17 protein-coding genes are annotated in these 16,645 nt (G+C 68.3%); 9 read left to right on the forward strand and 8 right to left on the reverse strand.

Annotated elements, in window-relative coordinates; genetic code table 11:
• Positions 1-36 precede the first annotated feature (36 nt).
• Positions 37-906: an alpha/beta fold hydrolase gene (locus tag AB8M46_RS36655; protein ID WP_037347031.1), complete on the forward strand. Its 870-nt coding sequence runs from the start codon at positions 37-39 to the stop codon at positions 904-906.
• 93 nt (positions 907-999) lie between these two features.
• A complete protein-coding gene (locus tag AB8M46_RS36660; protein WP_394363153.1) occupies positions 1,000-1,473 on the forward strand; it encodes a hypothetical protein in 474 nt (157 codons plus the stop codon).
• Here AB8M46_RS36660 and AB8M46_RS36665 read toward each other — a convergent pair.
• Positions 1,422-2,897: a carotenoid oxygenase family protein gene (locus AB8M46_RS36665; protein WP_394363154.1), complete on the reverse strand. Its 1,476-nt coding sequence runs from the start codon at positions 2,895-2,897 to the stop codon at positions 1,422-1,424. The two genes, AB8M46_RS36660 and AB8M46_RS36665, sit on opposite strands and share 52 nt — an antisense overlap.
• A 130-nt stretch (positions 2,898-3,027) precedes the next feature.
• On the opposite strand from AB8M46_RS36665, the gene AB8M46_RS36670 reads away from it, so the two are divergent.
• Both AB8M46_RS36670 and AB8M46_RS36675 read left to right on the forward strand, forming a co-directional pair.
• Positions 3,028-3,993, forward strand: a complete 966-nt coding sequence (locus AB8M46_RS36670; RefSeq protein WP_394363155.1) for a winged helix-turn-helix transcriptional regulator — start codon at positions 3,028-3,030, stop codon at positions 3,991-3,993.
• Positions 3,994-4,067: 74 nt separating this feature from the next.
• The gene (locus AB8M46_RS36675; protein ID WP_005162443.1) at positions 4,068-4,256 is read left to right on the forward strand and encodes a DUF5302 domain-containing protein; all 189 of its coding nucleotides are present in this window, start codon (positions 4,068-4,070) and stop codon (positions 4,254-4,256) included.
• Positions 4,257-4,339: 83 nt separating this feature from the next.
• Here AB8M46_RS36675 and AB8M46_RS36680 read toward each other — a convergent pair whose 3' ends face one another.
• From AB8M46_RS36680 to AB8M46_RS36695, 4 genes are all read right to left on the reverse strand, one after another.
• Positions 4,340-5,410 (reverse strand): Glu/Leu/Phe/Val dehydrogenase, encoded by a 1,071-nt coding sequence (locus tag AB8M46_RS36680; RefSeq protein ID WP_037346807.1) that lies wholly within the window; start codon positions 5,408-5,410, stop codon positions 4,340-4,342.
• Between the two features lie 159 nt (positions 5,411-5,569).
• Complete coding sequence (locus AB8M46_RS36685) at positions 5,570-6,763, reverse strand: kynureninase (protein ID WP_394363156.1); 1,194 nt, start codon at positions 6,761-6,763, stop codon at positions 5,570-5,572.
• Complete coding sequence (locus AB8M46_RS36690) at positions 6,760-7,545, reverse strand: tryptophan 2,3-dioxygenase (RefSeq protein WP_394363157.1); 786 nt, start codon at positions 7,543-7,545, stop codon at positions 6,760-6,762. The genes AB8M46_RS36685 and AB8M46_RS36690 overlap by 4 nt, the downstream gene beginning before the upstream one ends.
• 169 nt (positions 7,546-7,714) lie before the next feature.
• On the reverse strand, positions 7,715-8,536 hold the full coding sequence (locus AB8M46_RS36695) for a PaaX family transcriptional regulator C-terminal domain-containing protein (RefSeq protein WP_394363158.1): 822 nt from the start codon (positions 8,534-8,536) through the stop codon (positions 7,715-7,717).
• 48 nt (positions 8,537-8,584) lie between these two features.
• Here AB8M46_RS36695 and AB8M46_RS36700 point away from each other — a divergent pair, with 48 nt between their 5' ends.
• Genes AB8M46_RS36700 through AB8M46_RS36715 form a run of 4 tightly spaced genes read left to right on the forward strand, consistent with a single transcriptional unit; the run spans position 8,585 to position 12,322 of the window.
• Positions 8,585-9,310 carry a creatininase family protein gene (locus AB8M46_RS36700; protein ID WP_394363159.1) on the forward strand — a complete coding sequence of 242 codons (726 nt, stop codon included), beginning with the start codon at positions 8,585-8,587 and terminating at the stop codon, positions 9,308-9,310.
• Positions 9,307-10,809 (forward strand): benzoate-CoA ligase family protein, encoded by a 1,503-nt coding sequence (locus AB8M46_RS36705; protein ID WP_394363160.1) that lies wholly within the window; start codon positions 9,307-9,309, stop codon positions 10,807-10,809. The genes AB8M46_RS36700 and AB8M46_RS36705 overlap by 4 nt, the downstream gene beginning before the upstream one ends.
• Entirely contained in the window at positions 10,806-11,498 is a 693-nt protein-coding gene (locus tag AB8M46_RS36710; protein ID WP_394363161.1) for an SDR family NAD(P)-dependent oxidoreductase, read from the forward strand. Before AB8M46_RS36705 ends, AB8M46_RS36710 begins: the two co-directional genes overlap by 4 nt.
• Positions 11,495-12,322 (forward strand): enoyl-CoA hydratase family protein, encoded by an 828-nt coding sequence (locus AB8M46_RS36715; RefSeq protein WP_378413781.1) that lies wholly within the window; start codon positions 11,495-11,497, stop codon positions 12,320-12,322. The genes AB8M46_RS36710 and AB8M46_RS36715 overlap by 4 nt, the downstream gene beginning before the upstream one ends.
• Positions 12,323-12,798: 476 nt before the next feature.
• Here the strand turns inward: AB8M46_RS36715 and AB8M46_RS36720 are convergent, their stop codons facing one another.
• Positions 12,799-14,052, reverse strand: a complete 1,254-nt coding sequence (locus tag AB8M46_RS36720) for a DUF222 domain-containing protein (RefSeq protein WP_394363162.1) — start codon at positions 14,050-14,052, stop codon at positions 12,799-12,801.
• 190 nt (positions 14,053-14,242) lie between these two features.
• Positions 14,243-15,202 carry a helix-turn-helix transcriptional regulator gene (locus AB8M46_RS36725; protein WP_394363163.1) on the reverse strand — a complete coding sequence of 320 codons (960 nt, stop codon included), beginning with the start codon at positions 15,200-15,202 and terminating at the stop codon, positions 14,243-14,245.
• Between the two features lie 62 nt (positions 15,203-15,264).
• Here AB8M46_RS36725 and AB8M46_RS36730 point away from each other — a divergent pair, with 62 nt between their 5' ends.
• On the forward strand, positions 15,265-15,735 hold the full coding sequence (locus AB8M46_RS36730; protein WP_038517663.1) for a VOC family protein: 471 nt from the start codon (positions 15,265-15,267) through the stop codon (positions 15,733-15,735).
• Here AB8M46_RS36730 and AB8M46_RS36735 read toward each other — a convergent pair.
• The gene (locus AB8M46_RS36735; RefSeq protein ID WP_038517668.1) at positions 15,727-16,644 is read right to left on the reverse strand and encodes an SMP-30/gluconolactonase/LRE family protein; all 918 of its coding nucleotides are present in this window, start codon (positions 16,642-16,644) and stop codon (positions 15,727-15,729) included. The genes AB8M46_RS36730 and AB8M46_RS36735 overlap by 9 nt on opposite strands.
• Between the last annotated feature and the right edge of the window lies 1 nt (position 16,645).

A 16,645-nucleotide genomic window follows, 5' to 3' on the forward strand; every position in this document is an offset into this window, starting at 1 on the left:
TGGTCGGACGGCGGGGGCTTCCGGCAGGATCAGGCCATGCCCCGCGCGCGTGTGAACGGTCTCGAACTCGAGTACGACACCTTCGGCTCCCCCACGGATCCGCCGCTCGTCCTGGTGATGGGACTCGGCGCCCAGATGGTGACGTGGGAGGAGGGCTTCTGCGCACTGCTCGCCGAGGGCGGGTTCCACGTCGTCCGCTTCGACAACCGGGACATCGGCCTTTCGTCCTATCTGGACGATCTCCCCGCGCCGGATCTGGCCGCGCTCGCCGCGGGCGACCTGACCTCCGCGCCGTACCTGCTGTCCGATCTCGCCGCCGACATCACCGGGCTGTTCGACGCCCTCGGCTTCGCCCGCGCGCACGTCGTCGGGGCGTCGATGGGCGGGATGATCGTGCAGCAGCTCGCGATCGACTCGCCCGAGCGGCTGCTCAGCCTCACGTCGATCATGTCGACCACCGGGGACCCCTCGGTCGGGCATCCGGAACCCGCCGCGCTCGCCGGGCTGACGCGGCCGCCCGCCGCCACCCGGGAGCAGGCGATCGAAGACGGCATCGCGTGGTTCAAACTCGTGGGTTCGCCCGGTCACCCGTCCGACGAAGAGTTCCTGCGCATGAAGGCCACCCGCAACTACGACCGCGCGAATCACCCCGAAGGCGCACTGCGGCAGGCCGCCGCCGTCGTCGCTTCGGGTGACCGCACGGCGAAGCTGCGCGACGTCCACGTCCCCACGCTCGTCATCCACGGCGAGAGCGATCCGCTGATCAACGTCAGCGGCGGGAAGGCGACCGCGGAAGCGATCCCGGACGCGGAACTGCTGCTGTTCCCCGGAATGGGCCACGAACTGCCGCGGCAGCTGTGGCCCGCGATCGCCGACGCGATCATCGCGCACGCGCGCGAAGCCTGACCGGGGTCAGGATTCCGTCAAGGTTCCCGGCGGAGCCGTAGGGAAGGCGTTCACGCCCGCGGCACGGCCGGTGACGCGGAGTTGACTGGGCGGATGAGGAAACCCGAGTGTTTCGGCTTCCCGTTCGGTTGTGCCGCCGTCGTCGTCGCGGCGTCGGTGGCCGGACTCCTCGGTTCGGCGCGACATCACGCCTTTTCCTTGCTGGCCTTGGGTTTCGTCGTCCTCGTCACCGGTGTCGCGACGCGTTTGACCGCGACCGCGGGGACGGCGGTGATCGCCTGGGGTGTCCATTCGGGATTCACCGTCGGGACACTGGGCGCGCTCCAGTTCACGACCGAGACGGGCGTCGCCGCCCTCGTGTTCACCGCCGCGACCGCGGTCGGCGCGCTCGCACGGCGTTTCGTCCACGATGCCGGGTCCGAGTCGCCCCACCCCCTGGAAGGGGCGACTCGGACGCGGCTTTCCAGCCCGGACACACCTGCCCATCCCCCTCCGGCGGGCGAGTGCGACGGGGATCATCGATCACGGGAAGGTTCCAGCTGGTCCGCTCGTACCCAGGTCGCGTGAAAACCGAGCGGGACCCGCTGGGGCAACAGGACCCTGGCCACGGGTCCGGCAGCGAGATCGGCGGCGTCGAAGACGTCCAGCTCCGAGCGCCCCTCACGCTCGTCCTGGACGAAGGTCACCAGATAGCCGTCGGCGGAATCGGCGGCCGCGCCGTCGCGGGGTGCGAACGGCGCCTCACTGCCCCACCGGCCCGGACCGAACCGGTGTTCGGTCTTGGCGCCGGCAAGATTGTCGTAGCACACCAGGCCGTCGAATTTGAGCGTCGACTCCGGCGAGATGTGCACCGCGTAGGAGAAGCGATTCCGGCCGCCGATCACCCTCGAGTCGACGGACGGAAATTCGGTGTTGTCGTCGTCGAGCTGGTTCTCCAGGCACTGCCCGGTCCGGAGGTTGAACCGGTAGCGGTGCAGCGAAGCGTCCAGCCGCAGGTACGACAGCATCTTGGCGAGCGGGGTGCGGGCGTCCGCGCGCGGTTGCGGGCGCTGGACGCGACAGACGTCGAGGACGATTTCTTCGCCCTGTTCCCAGGAATTGACGACGTGGTAGATGTAGCACGGGCTGGCTTCGAACCAGCGGATCTGGCTACCGTTACCGTAGCGAGGGAGCACCCCGAACCGGCTCGGCAACGACCGGTCGAACACCAGCCGGTGACGGCCGTTGCGCGCCGCCTCCATGTCCTGGACCAGCGGTAGATCCATCAGGACGGCGTAGTTCTCGGTGATCGCCATGTCGTGCGGCAGGCGCGGGCCGGGGAGTTCGATGTCGGTCGTGCTCGCGACCTTGCCGTCCGCGCTGATCACGCCGTAGCGCAGGTACGGCGGCCGCGGCCCGTAGTCGAACCAGAACATCTCGCCGGTCCGCTCGTCGACCTTCGGATGGGCCATCATGTCGCCGACCAGCGTGCCGAGGAAGTCCTCGGCGCCCAGTGTCTCCAGCGAAAGCGGATCGACCGCGTACGGCGTGCCGCACATGTACCAGGTGGAGAGCACCTTGCCGCGATGGAAGATCAGGTCGGTATTGGCGCTGTCCTTGACGTTCAGGCCGTGCGTGTTGCCGAACGGGTTGCCCTTGGGCGACTCCATGACGCCCTTCCAGAGCGCCTTGCCCGCTTCGGATTCGGCCTCGAACGCCTTGGTGCGGACCCAGCGGTTGCGGTAGCGCGCCTTGCCGTTCTCCAGATGGACCGCGTGGATCATGCCGTCGCCGTCGAACCAGTGGTAGCGCCCCTCCGGCTCGAACCGGGGATTCGGCCCGTTGCGCAGGTACACGCCGTTGAGGTCCGCGGGGATCTCGCCGACGACCTCGAGATCGCTCGCGTCGATCTCCTCGCCGACCGGGGCGTAGACGCCCATCAGGTACGGGTTGACCTCGGGTTCCCCGGTGGCGGCTGCCACCAGGACCGGCTGCTCGGAGGTGCTCGTCATCGGTACTCCCCGGCTGGTTCGCGTTGACCGATGGCTGAGACACTATGATTTCTGTAGTCAGGTGTCAAGAGGCTTCTGTTGCTGTAGTCAGTAGTACGCTGACAGCGACACCACCCTCGGAAGGAACCACGTGACAGAGGCGACGGCGCACCGCGTCCGGCCGGCGGGCGATCCGCTGCGCCGGGCGCTCGAACTGCTCGGCGATCAGTGGACCTTGCTGATCCTGCAGAGCCTTTTCCTGCGTTTCCGCCGTTACGAGGAACTGCGGCTGCGGCTCGGCATCTCCCCCACCGCGTTGTCCGGGCGGCTGCGCGACATGGTCGACGCGGGCGTGCTCGTCCGCACGCCGTACCGGGACGCGCGCCGCACCCGGCACGAGTACCGGCTCACCGAACGCGGCCTCGATCTGTGGCCGCTGCTGATCTCGATCTGGGCGTGGGAACGGGAATGGGTCGAGGGACGGCGCGCGGTACTGCCGACGCTGATCCATCTCGACTGCGAACTGGCCACGTCGGCGCCGCTCGGCTGCGCCTCGTGCGAACGCCGGGTCGACGCCCGCGACGTCCGCGCGCGGCGGCTCGACGAGACCGGCGTCGTCGAAGCGACGGCGTCGAAACGCTTCCGCCGCAAGGACGCCGAGTCACTCGCGGGTGATCCGCTGATGTTCTTCCCGGACACGATGGAACTCCTCGGCGACCGGTGGTCGACCGGGGTCGTGGTGAGCGCGCTGCTCGGGGCACGGCATTTCTCGGAGTTCGAACGCGAACTGGGCATCGGGCCGAGCGTGCTCTCGGGGCGGCTGTCGAGGCTCGTGGACGTCGGCGTGCTGCGCACCGGGATCGCGAAGACCCGCACCGACGCGCACGACTACCGGCTGACGGCGAAAGGGCTCGCGTTCTTCCCCGCGCTGGCCTTCATCGCCGAATGGTCACGGGGTTTCGAGGTCCCCGGCCAGGAGCCGGACATCACGCTGGAGCACGTGGACTGCGGCAACCGGCTGAAGCCGATCCTGCTGTGCGATCACTGCTGGCACCCGCTGCTGCGGGACCGGGTCCGGTTCGGCGGTCCGGTCCAGCTGCCGGCGCCGTCCAGGTGACGTAAATCGACTCGCCAAGCCGGTCGGTTCCTGACAGGCTGGCGTGGTCACACGTCGTCACCTCGGAGGTAAGAATGACTGAACCCGCACCGTCCCCGGCGGATGGCGAAGAGGACGACACGAAGCGCAAGTTCCGCGAGGCCCTGGAGCGCAAGCAGGCTCAGGCCCGCTCAGGCTCGGCGCACGAGAACGGCGGCGGGAAGAACCTGCACGCGCACGGTCCGGCGGCGAACAAGCGCACCTTCCGTCGCAAGAGCGGCTGAGTCCCCGGCACACCCAAGTGCCATGAAAGGTCCTTTCCTTGCAAAATTTGCAAGGAAAGGACCTTTCATAGCGTTCAGGGGAGCTACACCGTCAGGATCGACCGCAGCCCGCCGACCTCGGCCATCCGCCGTTCGGCCAGCCGGTCCGCCGCCGTCGCCGGCGGCACACCGTCGGCCTTCGCCAGCGCGAAGACCGCCTTGGTGGTGTCGAAGATGGCCGTCGTCTTGCGCTTGGCGCGCGCGAAGTCGAAGCCGTGCCGCTCGTCGTCGACCTGGATCACGCCACCGGCGTTGACCAGGTAGTCCGGCGCGAAGAGGATGCCGCGGTCGTCGAGCTGCTTGCCGACGCCCGGATGCGCGAGCTGGTTGTTGGCCGCGCCGCAGACGATCTTGGAGCGGAGCAGGCCGACGGTCTCGTCGGTGAGCACCCCGCCCAGCGCGCACGGCGCGAAGACGTCGAGTTCGGTGCGGATCAGCGCGTCGAGGTCTTCGACGACCTCGACCCCGGGGTACGCCGCGCGGGTGCGCTCGATCGCCGCGGGCGAGACGTCGGTGATGACCACCTGCGCGCCCGCCTCGATCAGATGCCCGACCAGGATGTGCCCGACCTTGCCGACGCCGGCGACGCCGACCTTGCGGCCCGCGAGGTCCGGGACGCCCCAGACGGTGTCCGCGGAGGCGCGCATGCCCTGGTAGGTGCCGAAAGCGGTGAGCACCGAGGAGTCGCCGGCGCCGCCGTTCTCCGGCGAGCGGCCCGTGACGAACTCCGATTCGCGGGCGACGACGTCCATGTCCTGCACGTAGGTGCCCACGTCGCAGGCGGTGATGTAGCGGCCGCCCAACGTCTGGACGAACCGGCCGAAGGCGCGAAGCAGCGCTTCGGTCTTGTGCTTCTGGGGGTCGCCGATGATGACGGCCTTGCCGCCGCCGAGGTCGAGCCCGGCGAGCGCGTTCTTGTACGCCATCCCCTTCGACAGCGCGAGGACGTCCGCGAGCGCGGCGTCTTCGGATTCGTAGGGGTAGAACCGGGTCCCGCCGAGCGACGGCCCGAGCGCCGTCGAGTAGATCCCGATGATGGCCTTCAGGCCGGTGGCCTGGTCTTGACAGAAGACGACCTGTTCATGGCCGGTACCTTGGCCGAACACTTCGGTCACTGTGGTGACTCCTTGTCCTGGAGTGCACGCTGCTTGTGGCTCACGTGCGAAGTTCCTGCAACAAGGCACAGTCCCCGACGAAGGTCGTCCGGCGGCGACGGTGCCACATCGCAAACCTAGATCGCCCCGGTCCGTTCGCCAAGCCGGGGCCGAGGTCTCTCAGCCGTTGACGACCTCTTGAAGGACACGGAGCGCGGAATCGAGCTGCCGGTCGGACAGATACGGCGCCGGTCCGAACCGCAGATACGCGCCGCGGCTGTCGGTCCGGACGCCGTGTTCGGCGAGGGCGGCCTGAAGTGCTCCGGCGTCGGCGCATTTCAGCGACAGGAAGCCGCCGACGCGGTCGAGCGGCGTCTCCCGGTCACGGGTGATGACGTCCTCGGGCAGCCCGAGCTTGTCGAAGCCCTCGGCGAGGAAGCCCACCTGGTGCCGCGAAACCTCCCGCAGGAACTCGGGCGTGAGCCCGTGCTCGGCGAAGAACCGGAACACACGAGCGCCCCGGTAGTGGCTCGTCGGGTCGTAGGTCGCTCCGGCGAACCTGTCCGATCCGGCGGCGTAGGCGATCCGGCCGGGCCGGCGCTCGTCCGCGAGCGCGCCGAACTCGGCGTACCAGCCGGTGACGACCGGCCGCAGTTCCTGCGCGTGCGCGGGCATCCGCAGGAAGCAGTTGCCCTCGCCGAGCTGGAGGTACTTGTAGCCGCCGCCGAGCACCCAGGCGTTGGTGAGCCCGAGGTCGTGCAGCGAGAACGGGACGACGCCGAGCGCGTGGTAGGCGTCGACGACGAGGTTCACCGACTTCGAAAGGCAGACGTCGGCGAGATGCGCGAGACCCGGCACGAGCCGGGAGGTCTCGAACAGCACGGCCGAGACGAGCACGGCGGCGGTGTCTTCGGTGACCTCGGCCGCGACGCGTTCGGCCAGCGTGGCGACCGGCGCCGCGGGCACGCGGACCACCTCGACGCCCTCCTCCGCCAGCCTGCCCAGCTGACGGCGCAGGGTGTGGAACTCGCCGTCGGTGGTGACCAGGCGCGGACGGCGGGGCAGGTCCATCGCCGAGAGGAACCGGATCACCAGATCGTGGGTACTGGCGCCGAGCGCGATGGCGCCGTGCGGGTCACCGAGCAGCGCCCGGAACCCGGCACGCATCTCGTCGGCCTTCGCGAAGGCACGCTCCCACTTCGTGTCGACCTCTTCGGCCGCGTCGGCGAAGGCCTCCAGAAGACCTTCCCGCGCGACGTCGGGCCACGCCTGATGCGAATGCCCGGTCAACAGGATCCGGTCCGCCACACCGAACGCCTGGTAGTGCTCCGCGAGCGCGTTGGGATCGCGGCGGAGTTCGTCGAGGTTCGTCAAAGCCTGCTCCGCACCGCCCAGAGATCCGGGAACATCGGGGAGAAAAGCGTCGTACGCAGATAGTGCGCGCCCGACGAACCCCCCGTCCCGGTCTTGTCTCCGATGGTGCGCTCGACCATCTTCACGTGCCGATACCGCCACTCCTGCATCCCTTCGTCCAGATCGACCAGGTGCTCCGCCACGACGGACGGCCCGGTGTCGTCGCGGTAGACCCGCAACAGAACCTCTTGGAGCGCCGGAGAGGGTTCGAGTGGCTTGGTGACATCGCGCCCGGTCGGGACGTCGTACCCCTTCACCGCGAGGTAGGTGACGAAGGAGTCGAAGAGCGACGGCCGTGACATCGCGTCCGCGATCTGGGCGCGCTGTTCACCGCCTTCGGGGTAATGCGCGAACACCCGCTCGTCCCGGCGGCCGAGGGCGGCCTCCAGGACACGGAACTGAGCCGACTGGAACCCGCTCGAAGCGTCGAGTCGCGCACGGAAACTGGTGAACTGGCTCGGAGTCATCGTCTCGAGCACATCGATCTGCGCGACCACCACCTTGAAGATAGTCAGGATTCGCCGCAAAGTGCGGACGGCGTGAGCGGTGTTACCCGCTTCGAGTTGCTCCTGCAGGTAAAGCGCCTCGTGGAGAACTTGTTTGAACCAAAGTTCATACACTTGGTGGATCACGATGAAGAGCAATTCGTCGTGCTCGTCGGACCGCGGATGCTGTGCGTCCAGCAATTCGTCCAGCGAAAGGTAGGACGTGTAACTCAATGCGGCCTGAGTGTCGTCGTTCATTTTTCTGTCACTCCATCGATATCGCGCCGACCGTGATCGCGCTGCCAGGGCGCGCCCTTCCCGATCAACACACGTTGCCCGCGACGGCGCCCTGCCATCGCGATCACGGGGCCTGCCGGCCGAAAACGGCGCGACCCCGAAAAGATCAAGAGCCCCTCCCGGTCACCTGTCACTTTTCAGTCACCTCGTCGAAATGGCGTTGCGCCGCCGGGGCCAGCGCCTGATAGAGATCGTGGAACAACTCGACCGCGGCCGCCCGGCTCGGCGGAGCGGGCACCAGCCCGACCGGGAGCTCCGGATCGAGTGAGGGGAACGCGCGGAACGTATGCGTCAGCCAGGTTCGGACCTGGAACGCCTCGGCGTCAGGCAGGTCGCCTGAATATCCGCCGAAATCTCGGACGAACGCGTCGTAACGCGCGGCGAGGCCGTCGAGGTTCCACGCCCGCGCGGCGAACCGCCGGACGTCGAGCCCGGCCGACGGTTTCCCGAGCATCAGCCCGGCGTGGTCGGCGACGTCCAGTTCGGCCAGCAGGGCGAGCACCTCGGCCTCGCGGTCGTGCGGCGCGATCCAGGTGCCGTCCTGGACCGGGCCGAACCCGAGGAAACGCAGCCGTCGCACCAAGCGTTCCCTCGCCTGGCGGCGGCTTTCCGGGATGCTCTGCCACAGCACGGTCCACTGCCCGACCTCGCGCTCGCGCCTGCCGAGGGAGAAGATCCGGCGGTCGCCGTCCTCGAGTAGCGAGATCGTGCGGCGGGTCAGCGAGTAGTGGACGAGCCTGCCCGCCTTGTGCCTCGCGAGCAGGTCGCGGCGGGCGAGCCTGGCCAGCGCGATCCGCGCGGCGCCGTCGGAGAAGCCGAGCCCGGCGAGCACGCCGACCAGGCCGCCGGACCAGACACGACGGCTCTCGCGCGGCGACACGTAGGTACCGAGCAGCGTCATCACCAGCTCCTGGGGACCTGGGTCGCCGTGGGGCGGGGCCGATTCGGGCATGAGCGCAACTCTATACACCTCAGGCCGCTGCGGTGTAGCTTGATTCGAGTGACGTACTTCGCGGAGTTGAGCTCGCGTCAGGTGGCCGCGCTCGCGTCCGACGCGCGCGTTCCCGTGCTGTTGCTCCCGGTGGGCGCGGTCGAGCCGCACGGACCGCACGCGCCGCTGGGCACCGATCCCCTGATCTCACGCGGGATGTGCGAACGCGCCGCCGCACGGCTGGCCGGTGATCCCGGTTTGCGTGTGCTGATCCTGCCCGAGGTGCCATACGGGGTGACGCGGTTCGCCGCCGGGTTCGCGGGCGGCGTCTCGATCGGCGAAGAGACCCTGTTCGCGCTGCTGACCGAGATCTGCGGCGCGCTCACCGAGCAGGGGCTCACCCGGATCCTTCTGGTCAACAACCATTTCGAGCCGGCACATCTCGCCGTACTGCGACGGGTGGCGGAGACGGCGGGCGTCGGCTTCGTCGACCTCGTCCGCCGCCGGTACGCCGCGCGGCTCACCGACGAGTTCCGCTCGGGCGAATGCCATGCCGGGCAATACGAGACGTCGCTGGTGCTCGCCGACCGGCCGGATCTCGTCGACGCCGCCGTCCAGCGCGGACTGCCCGCGGTCCACGTCGACCTGGCGCGCGGCGGGGTCACGAACTTCGCCTCGGCCGGGATGACCGAGGCCTACTGCGGCACCCCCGCCCAGGCGACCGCCGAGGAAGGCGAGAAGACCTTCTCGGTGCTCACCGACATCCTGGTCGAAGCGATCCGGGAGCTCGTATGACCTTCAATCTGGCGACCCATTTCGTCGACCGTCTCCCCGGGCAGCGGACGGCGTTGCAGTGCGGCGACGAGGAAGTCACGTATGCGCAGCTCGGCGCCCTGGTGAACCGGACCGGGAACGTGCTGCGCGAACTCGGTGTCCGAAGTGGACAGCGGGTTTTGCTGGCGCTGAACGACGGCATCGAGTTCGTGGCCGTCTGGTACGCGGCGCAGAAGATCGGCGCGGTCACCGCCGAGGTCTATTCCTTCCTGCAGCCCAAGGATTACGCGTACTACCTCGGCTACACCGAGGCCGTCGTCGTCATCGCGGACGCCTCGACGCTGCCCGCGCTGCGCGAAGCCGGGGCACGGAACCTGCTGGTCGTCGGCGACGTGGAGTTGCTGCCCGGCGAGCACTCGTTCTCCACGCTGATCGCGTCGGCATCGGACGAACTCGAAGCCGCGCCGACCACGCTGGACGACGTCGCGATCTGGAAGTTCACCACCGGCAGCACCGGTGCGCCCAAGGCGTGTGTGCATCCGGCGCGCAGCGCACTGGAAAGCTTCGACCGGTACGCGCTCGGCGTGCTCGGCCTCCGCGAGGACGACCGCGTGCTGGCCGTGCCGAAGCTGTTCTTCGGCTACGCGCGCGATCTGACCGCGTTGTTCCCGTTCGGTGTGGGCGCGTCCGGGATCGTGTTCCCGCAACGCAGCACCGCCGACCTGCTGTTCTCGCTGATCGAGCGCTACCGGCCGACGATCCTGGTCAACGTGCCGACCATGATGAGCGCGATGATCGCCCACCCATCGGCGTCCTCTGTGGACATGAGCTCGCTGAGGCTCGCGACGTCGGCGGGTGAGGCTTTGCCCTCGGAGCTGCATCGCAAGTGGGACAACCTGTTCGGCGTCCCGGTGATCGACGGGATCGGCTCGTCGGAGGCGTACCACATCTATCTGTCCAACGTGCCCGGCGCGCAGCGGGTCGGCAGCCTCGGCCGCGAGGTCCCCGGCTACACCGCCCGCGTACTGGACGAGAGCGGCGATCCGTTGCCGGACGGGGAGATCGGCACCCTGGAGGTGACCGGTCCGACCATCGCGCGCGAGTACTACGGAGACGCCGAGAAGACCGCGCGGACGTTCCACGGCGACACCCTGCGTACCGGCGATCTGTTCAGCCGCGACACCGACGGGTATTTCCACCACCACGGCCGCGCCGACGATCTGCTGAAGGTGTCCGGCGTGTTCGTCGCGCCGAGCGAGATCGAAGACTGTCTCATCGGTCATCCCGCCGTCGTCGACTGCGCGGTGCTGGGCGTGACCGTCGACGGCCTCGTCGTCCCGCGGGCGTGCGTCGTCCTGGCGGAGGGCGCTTCGGCCACGGCCGAAGAACTCAAGGATCACGCGCGGACCCATCTGGCGAAGCACAAGTACCCGCGCGAGGTGGTGTTCGTGACCGAACTCCCCCGCACCGCCAACGGAAAACTCGATCGGCGCGCGTTGCGCCGGGTGGAGGCAGAGTGAGCAGGATCGTCGTCGTCACCGGCGGGACCCGCGGGATCGGCGCGGCCATCGCCGCCCGGTTCCGGGCCGCCGGCGACAAGGTGCACGCCCCCGGCCGGCCCGACTGCGACGTCACCGACGAAGACGCCGTCGCGCGGTACTTCGACGGTCTCGGGTCGGTGGACGTACTGGTGAACAACGCCGGGATCTCGGCGAGCGCCCCGCTGGCGAAGACCTCGCTGGAGCAGTGGCGGACCCAGCTCGAAGTCAACGCGACCGGCGCTTTCCTGTGTACACGGGCGGTCCTACCCGGTATGCGGTCGCGCGACACCGGCCGGATCGTCACCGTCGCCTCGACGGCGTCGCATATCGGCTACCGCTACACGGCCGGGTACACCGCGTCGAAGCACGCCGCCGTCGGCCTGATGCGGGCGACCGCCGCGGAACTGGCGGGCACCGGCGTCACCGCGAACGCCGTCTGCCCGGCCTTCGTACGCACCGACATGACGGCCGCCTCCGTCGCCCGGATCCAGGAACGGACCGGCCGCGACGAAGCCGACGCGGAAGCCGCCCTCGCCGCCGCGTCGCCGCTCGGGCGCCTGCTCGAACCCGACGAGGTCGCCCACGCGGTGACCTTCTTCGCGGCGCCCGAAGCGGCCGCGATCAACGGACAGACACTCGTCCTCGATGGAGGTGGGATCCAGTCATGAGCCCGTTCCGCGCCACGCCGCCGATCACGACGGACTGGGAGCACTTCGAGTTCACCGTGGACGACGGCGTCGCCACGGTCACCTTGAACCGCCCCGACAAACTGAACGCGCTCACCTTCGACAGCTACGCCGACCTGCGCGACCTGCTGGCCGAATTGCCGCATCGCGGCGACGTCCGAGTGCTGGTCATCACCGGGCAGGGGCGCGGTTTCTGCTCCGGCGGCGACGTCGAAGAGATCATCGGCGAACTGCAGAAGATGGAGTCCGCGGAACTGCTGGAGTTCACGCGGATGACCGGCGCGGTGGTGAAGGCGCTGCGCGAGTGCCCCATCCCGGTGATCGCGGCGGTGAACGGTGTCGCCGCGGGCGCGGGCTCGGTGATCGCGCTGGCGAGCGACTTCCGGCTGCTGGCGTCGTCGGCGAAGTTCGCCTTCCTGTTCACGAAGGTCGGCCTGGCCGGTGCGGACATGGGCTCGGCGTACCTGCTGCCACGGCTGGTCGGGCTCGGCCGGGCGACCGAACTGCTGATGCTGGGCGACAAAATCGACGCCGCCCGGGCCGAAGCGATCGGCTTGGCTTCGAAGGTGGTTCCCGACTCAGACTTGGCTTCGGAGGCTTCCGCGTTGGCACGACGTCTTGCCGATGGGCCGGCTTTGGCTTACAGCACGACGAAGGTGCTGTTGACGCGTGAGCTGGATATGGACCTGGGGAGTTCCATCGAGCTGGAGGCGATCACGCAGGCTTTGCTGATGACGGCGAAGGATCATGGGGAGTTCTATGCGGCCTGGACGGCTGGGCGTTCGCCTCAGTGGACTGGTCGGTGAGGTCTTTTCGGTGACCGTTGTGGGCTCCGGTCTTTCGGTCGTGACTGGTCCTTTGGTGGTGGACTGTGTGGATTTTGGGGCGTCAGATGTCCCAAGATCCACACAGTCATGCGTGACCGGTCCGGTCATGATGATCAGCTTGTGACGCGCTCTTGAATCGGCCGTTAAGGACTGGGCGGCGGATCGGGTCCTCAGGGATTTCGGGTACTGGTGTTTCGGTCGTGACCGGTCTGGTGACGATGGACTGTGTGGATTTTGGCGCGTTGGATGACCTGGAATCCACACAGTCGTGCGTGATCGGGCCGGTCGTGGTGGTCGTCCGTTAGGGAATGCTTCCGTCGTCGAGTGGCGGGTCCTGAGGATTCTCGGCCGGGCGAGCGATGGACTGTGTGGATCTTGGAAAGTCACATGTCCCAAAACCCGCACGGGCATGCCGAGGGGCCCGTCGCCTGGGTGGCTGGCGGGCTCCTCGGTGGTCAGACGTGGTGCAGGGTGTTGCGCCGGGGTTGTCGGAGCGGGTCCCGGTATTGGGGTGGGATGAACTCCGGTAACCCGTCGGCGGCCATGCGTACTTCCCAGTCGCCGTGGTGGATCAGCCGGTGGTGGAAGCCGCAGAGCAACACGAGATTCCGGAGATCGGTCGGTCCGCCGTCTGCCCAGTGCTCAATATGATGAGCGTGGCAATTCTTGGGTTTCCGGTGACACCCGGGGAAGGCGCAGCCACCGTCTCGGATGTTCAACGCGCGTCGTTGGCCTGGGGTGACGAAGCGTCTCAGCCGCCCCATATCCAGCGGCTCCCCCGAGGCACCCATCACGACCGGCAGCATGAGGCAGTCGCAGGCGGCTAGCCGGGCTTCGCGGGCGGTCATGGTTCCGACGAAGTCGAGGCAGGCGGTGCCGAGGCCGGATTTGAGTTCCTCGAGTCCGATGGTCACGTGGACGAGGGTCCGGTAGCCGCTGGTGCCGGGCTGGTCGGGGCAGGCGATCGCAAGGTCCAGGAGTTCGGCCCAGGCGTCTCCCAGGCGCTCGCACTTCATCCGCAAATCCGCCTGCCCGAACTCGTCCACTGGCCGTGGCTGGGCATGCGCCTCCAACGCCGCCGCCGTACGAGCCCCGGTCTCATCGTCCAGGAGGCCGGTGAGTTTCCAGAAGCCGTCCTTCCGGCGCTCCAGAGTGATCTCGCGGCGCGGCTCTTTCGGCTCAGGATCCTTGGGTTCGTTGCCGTCAGGGTTGAGCCAGCCCTGCAGTTTCGCCTCAGCGCCAGCGAGCTGGCGGGGCCCGGCATTCGGAGCAAGCTCGGCCAGGATCTTCTCCGCGCTCTCCCGATCCTCGGCCGAAATATCGGCAGGGAGCCGTTTCAAGATCTCCAGGATCTGATCGATCCGCTCATCCCCGACCAACCCCTGAGCCGCCACCGCAGCAGTCGCCGGTGCGACCGGCGGAACCTCCGTGCCATCCAAAGCCCGGGTCGGGTTCAACGCGATGGCCCGCTTCACGATCGGACCCGCCTCACCCCGCGATAGTCCCGCAATCTCGGCGAACCAGCTGGCCGTACTGCCATGCCCGTACAAGTCTTTGACACCACGAGACTCAATCTCCGCCAGAAACCGCCCCAAACACGCGGTCGCCATCCGAATCACCTGCAAGGACTGTTGCACGCCATGGGCAAGCTCCAGCTTGCCGGCGCGCCACAGTTCCTGCGGCAGTTCGGGGAGGAAGGTCTCGGACACAACTCCATAATACCGCAATTTCCTCGAACACGTGTTCGTAATTTTACGCAACCAACGAAACCGCACGAACAACGCTGAAGGGTGAAACAGCCGCCAACGCCGCATCACCCTGAGCAACTCGCATTTAGTCGACTAAATGCGAAGGGTACCCCACGCATTTAGTCGACTAAATGCGAAGAAACCCACGCACTTAGTCGACTGAATGCGGAGAAAGAGAACCGGCAGCAGAAAGCAACCGATCGGCTAGGACCCGGCACCGCTCCCCCAATTCCACCGGTTCGATCACCTCGAAAGCGTGCCCCAGCACCACCACATGCATCAGCAGGAAATCGAGATCCCCGGCCCCGCTCAGCACCTCGCACCGCGAACGCCCCCGTTCCCGCACGACAGCGGCCGACGCCGGGATCTGCGAACGCACGACCGGAGCGGGCGCGTGCACCAAAAACCGTGCCTGGTGCCGGTAGACCCGGCTGGCGATGTTCTCCTGGACGTAAGCCGCCGCGTCGGGCGCCGAGCGCGGGCGGAATCGCCACGACCGCGCGGAAACCTCGATCATCCGGTCGACACGGAAGGTGCGCCAGTCGTCGCGGTCGAGATCGTAGGCCAACAGATACCAGCGCCGCCCCGAGGCCACCAGCCGATACGGCTCGACCCGCCGCACCGTAGAACCCGAAGACGGATACTCGAAGGCCGCTTCGACCTCATCGCGGCAAGCGCGGGCCAGGGTCATGAGCACATCGGGGTCGATCGGCGCGCGGCTTCCGTCGAAGGCGACCACGGAGCCGGACAACGCGCTCACCTCGCGCCGCAGTCTGGTCGGCAGCACCCGGTCGAGTTTCGTCAGCGCCCGCAGCGCGGCTTCCCCGCTGCCCGCGCCGGCGAGCAGCGAGACCGCGGTGGCGATCGCCTCCTCGTCGTCCAGCAGCAACGGCGGCATGTCGTGCCCTGGCCCGAGCTGGTAGCCCCCGCCGACACCGTTGCTCGCCTGCACCGGATAACCGAGCGCGCGCAGCCGCTCGACGTCCCTCCGGATCGTGCGCGGCGTGACACCGAGACGCTCTCCCAGCTCCGGGCCGGTCCACACAGCGCGCTGCTGCAACAGCCCGAGCAGGGTGAGCACCCGTTCGGTTGTCCCGCGCTCGTCCTCCATGTCACCCACTCTGCCAGAGATAGCGGACCGATCCTGTCCGCTAGGCGTGTCAGACTTCTCCCATGAACCGCAAGAGCCGCGAATTCCAGGTCAGCTTCGACGCCCTCGACCCGAAAGCCCTGTCCACCTTCTGGCGCGACGCCCTGGGCTACGTCCACCCCGGCCCTCCCGGGGTCGAGGTGCCGGAGGGCACCGACCCGCTGGACGCGTGGGACGAGTTCCTCGAGCGCGTCGGCATGCCCGTGGAGCAGCGCAACAGCCGCTCGGCCCTCGAAGACCCGGCAGGCGAAGGACCCCGGATCTTCTTCCAGCAGGTCCCGGAGGACAAGATCGCGAAGAACCGCGTCCACCTCGACATCCGCGCCGCTCCCGGCCTGCAGGGTGACGAGCGCATGGCGGCGCTCGAAGCCGAATGCGACCGTCTCGTCGCCCTGGGCGCGACGCGAGTGAAGCGTTTCGAGCCCGAGCAGCCGTTGAGCCTCGGCTTCATCGTGATGAACGACCCCGAGGGCAACGAGTTCTGCCTAGACTGACGTCACCGCGATCGCGTTGTCCTCCAGGGATCCGAAGTAGAGGGTCCCGGCCCGCTCGCGGACGCCGACGAGCACGTGGAACCCGTCGATCTCCCCGCGCAGTTCGTGGACGAGCTTCCCGTCCGGGGTCACGCCCCGCACCCCGCATTCCCGCGCGGGTGCGGGCTGCAGGGCCGTCGGCAGCGCCCGGACACCGGCCCGCAGCGGCGCGGGGAGCTTCTGCACCAAGGAAAGCGCGGGCACCTTCGGGCTCGCCACGGTGATCCAGATCAGCCCATCGCTGCCGGTCGAGATGTTGTCGGGATAACCCCACAGATCGTCGACGAGGTAGTCCCGCGTGCCCGCCTTGTCGCCCGTCAGCCATACGCGCGCGACCCGGTAGGCGCCGGTCTCGGCGACGGCCACATAGGACTCGTCGGGTGGCAGCGCGACACCGTTGGCGAACTGGAAACCGTCCGCGAGCTGCTCGATCTTCCCGTCCGGCGTGCGCCGCAGGAGCCGTCCGCCGCCGGTCTGCTCGATCAGGTCGTCGCGCCATTTCTCGATGCCGAAGCGGCGCGAGGAGTCGGTGAAGTACACCGTGCCGTCGGAGGCGACGGCGGCGTTGTTGCAGAACACGAAATCGAGCCCCACCGCCGAAGTCGCCAGCGTGGTGACCGGGCCGCCCGCGAGCGGCATGGTGAGCAGACCGGCCTTGGCGTCGCAGATCAGGAGGTCTTCGCCGTAGAACTCCAGGCCCAGCGGACGGCCTCCGGTGTCGCCGAGGACGTCGATCCGCTTGCCGTCCGGCGTGACGCGCAGGATCCGCCCGTCGTCGACGCCGGTGTAGATCCGCCCCTGGTCGTCGACCACGACGTCCTCGGGACCGTGCCCGTTGACCGGGATGACCGTGACCTCGCCGAACGCCATC

It is taken from the genome of Amycolatopsis sp. SB7-3, from assembly GCF_041021335.1.
GTDB lineage: Bacteria > Actinomycetota > Actinomycetes > Mycobacteriales > Pseudonocardiaceae > Amycolatopsis > Amycolatopsis japonica.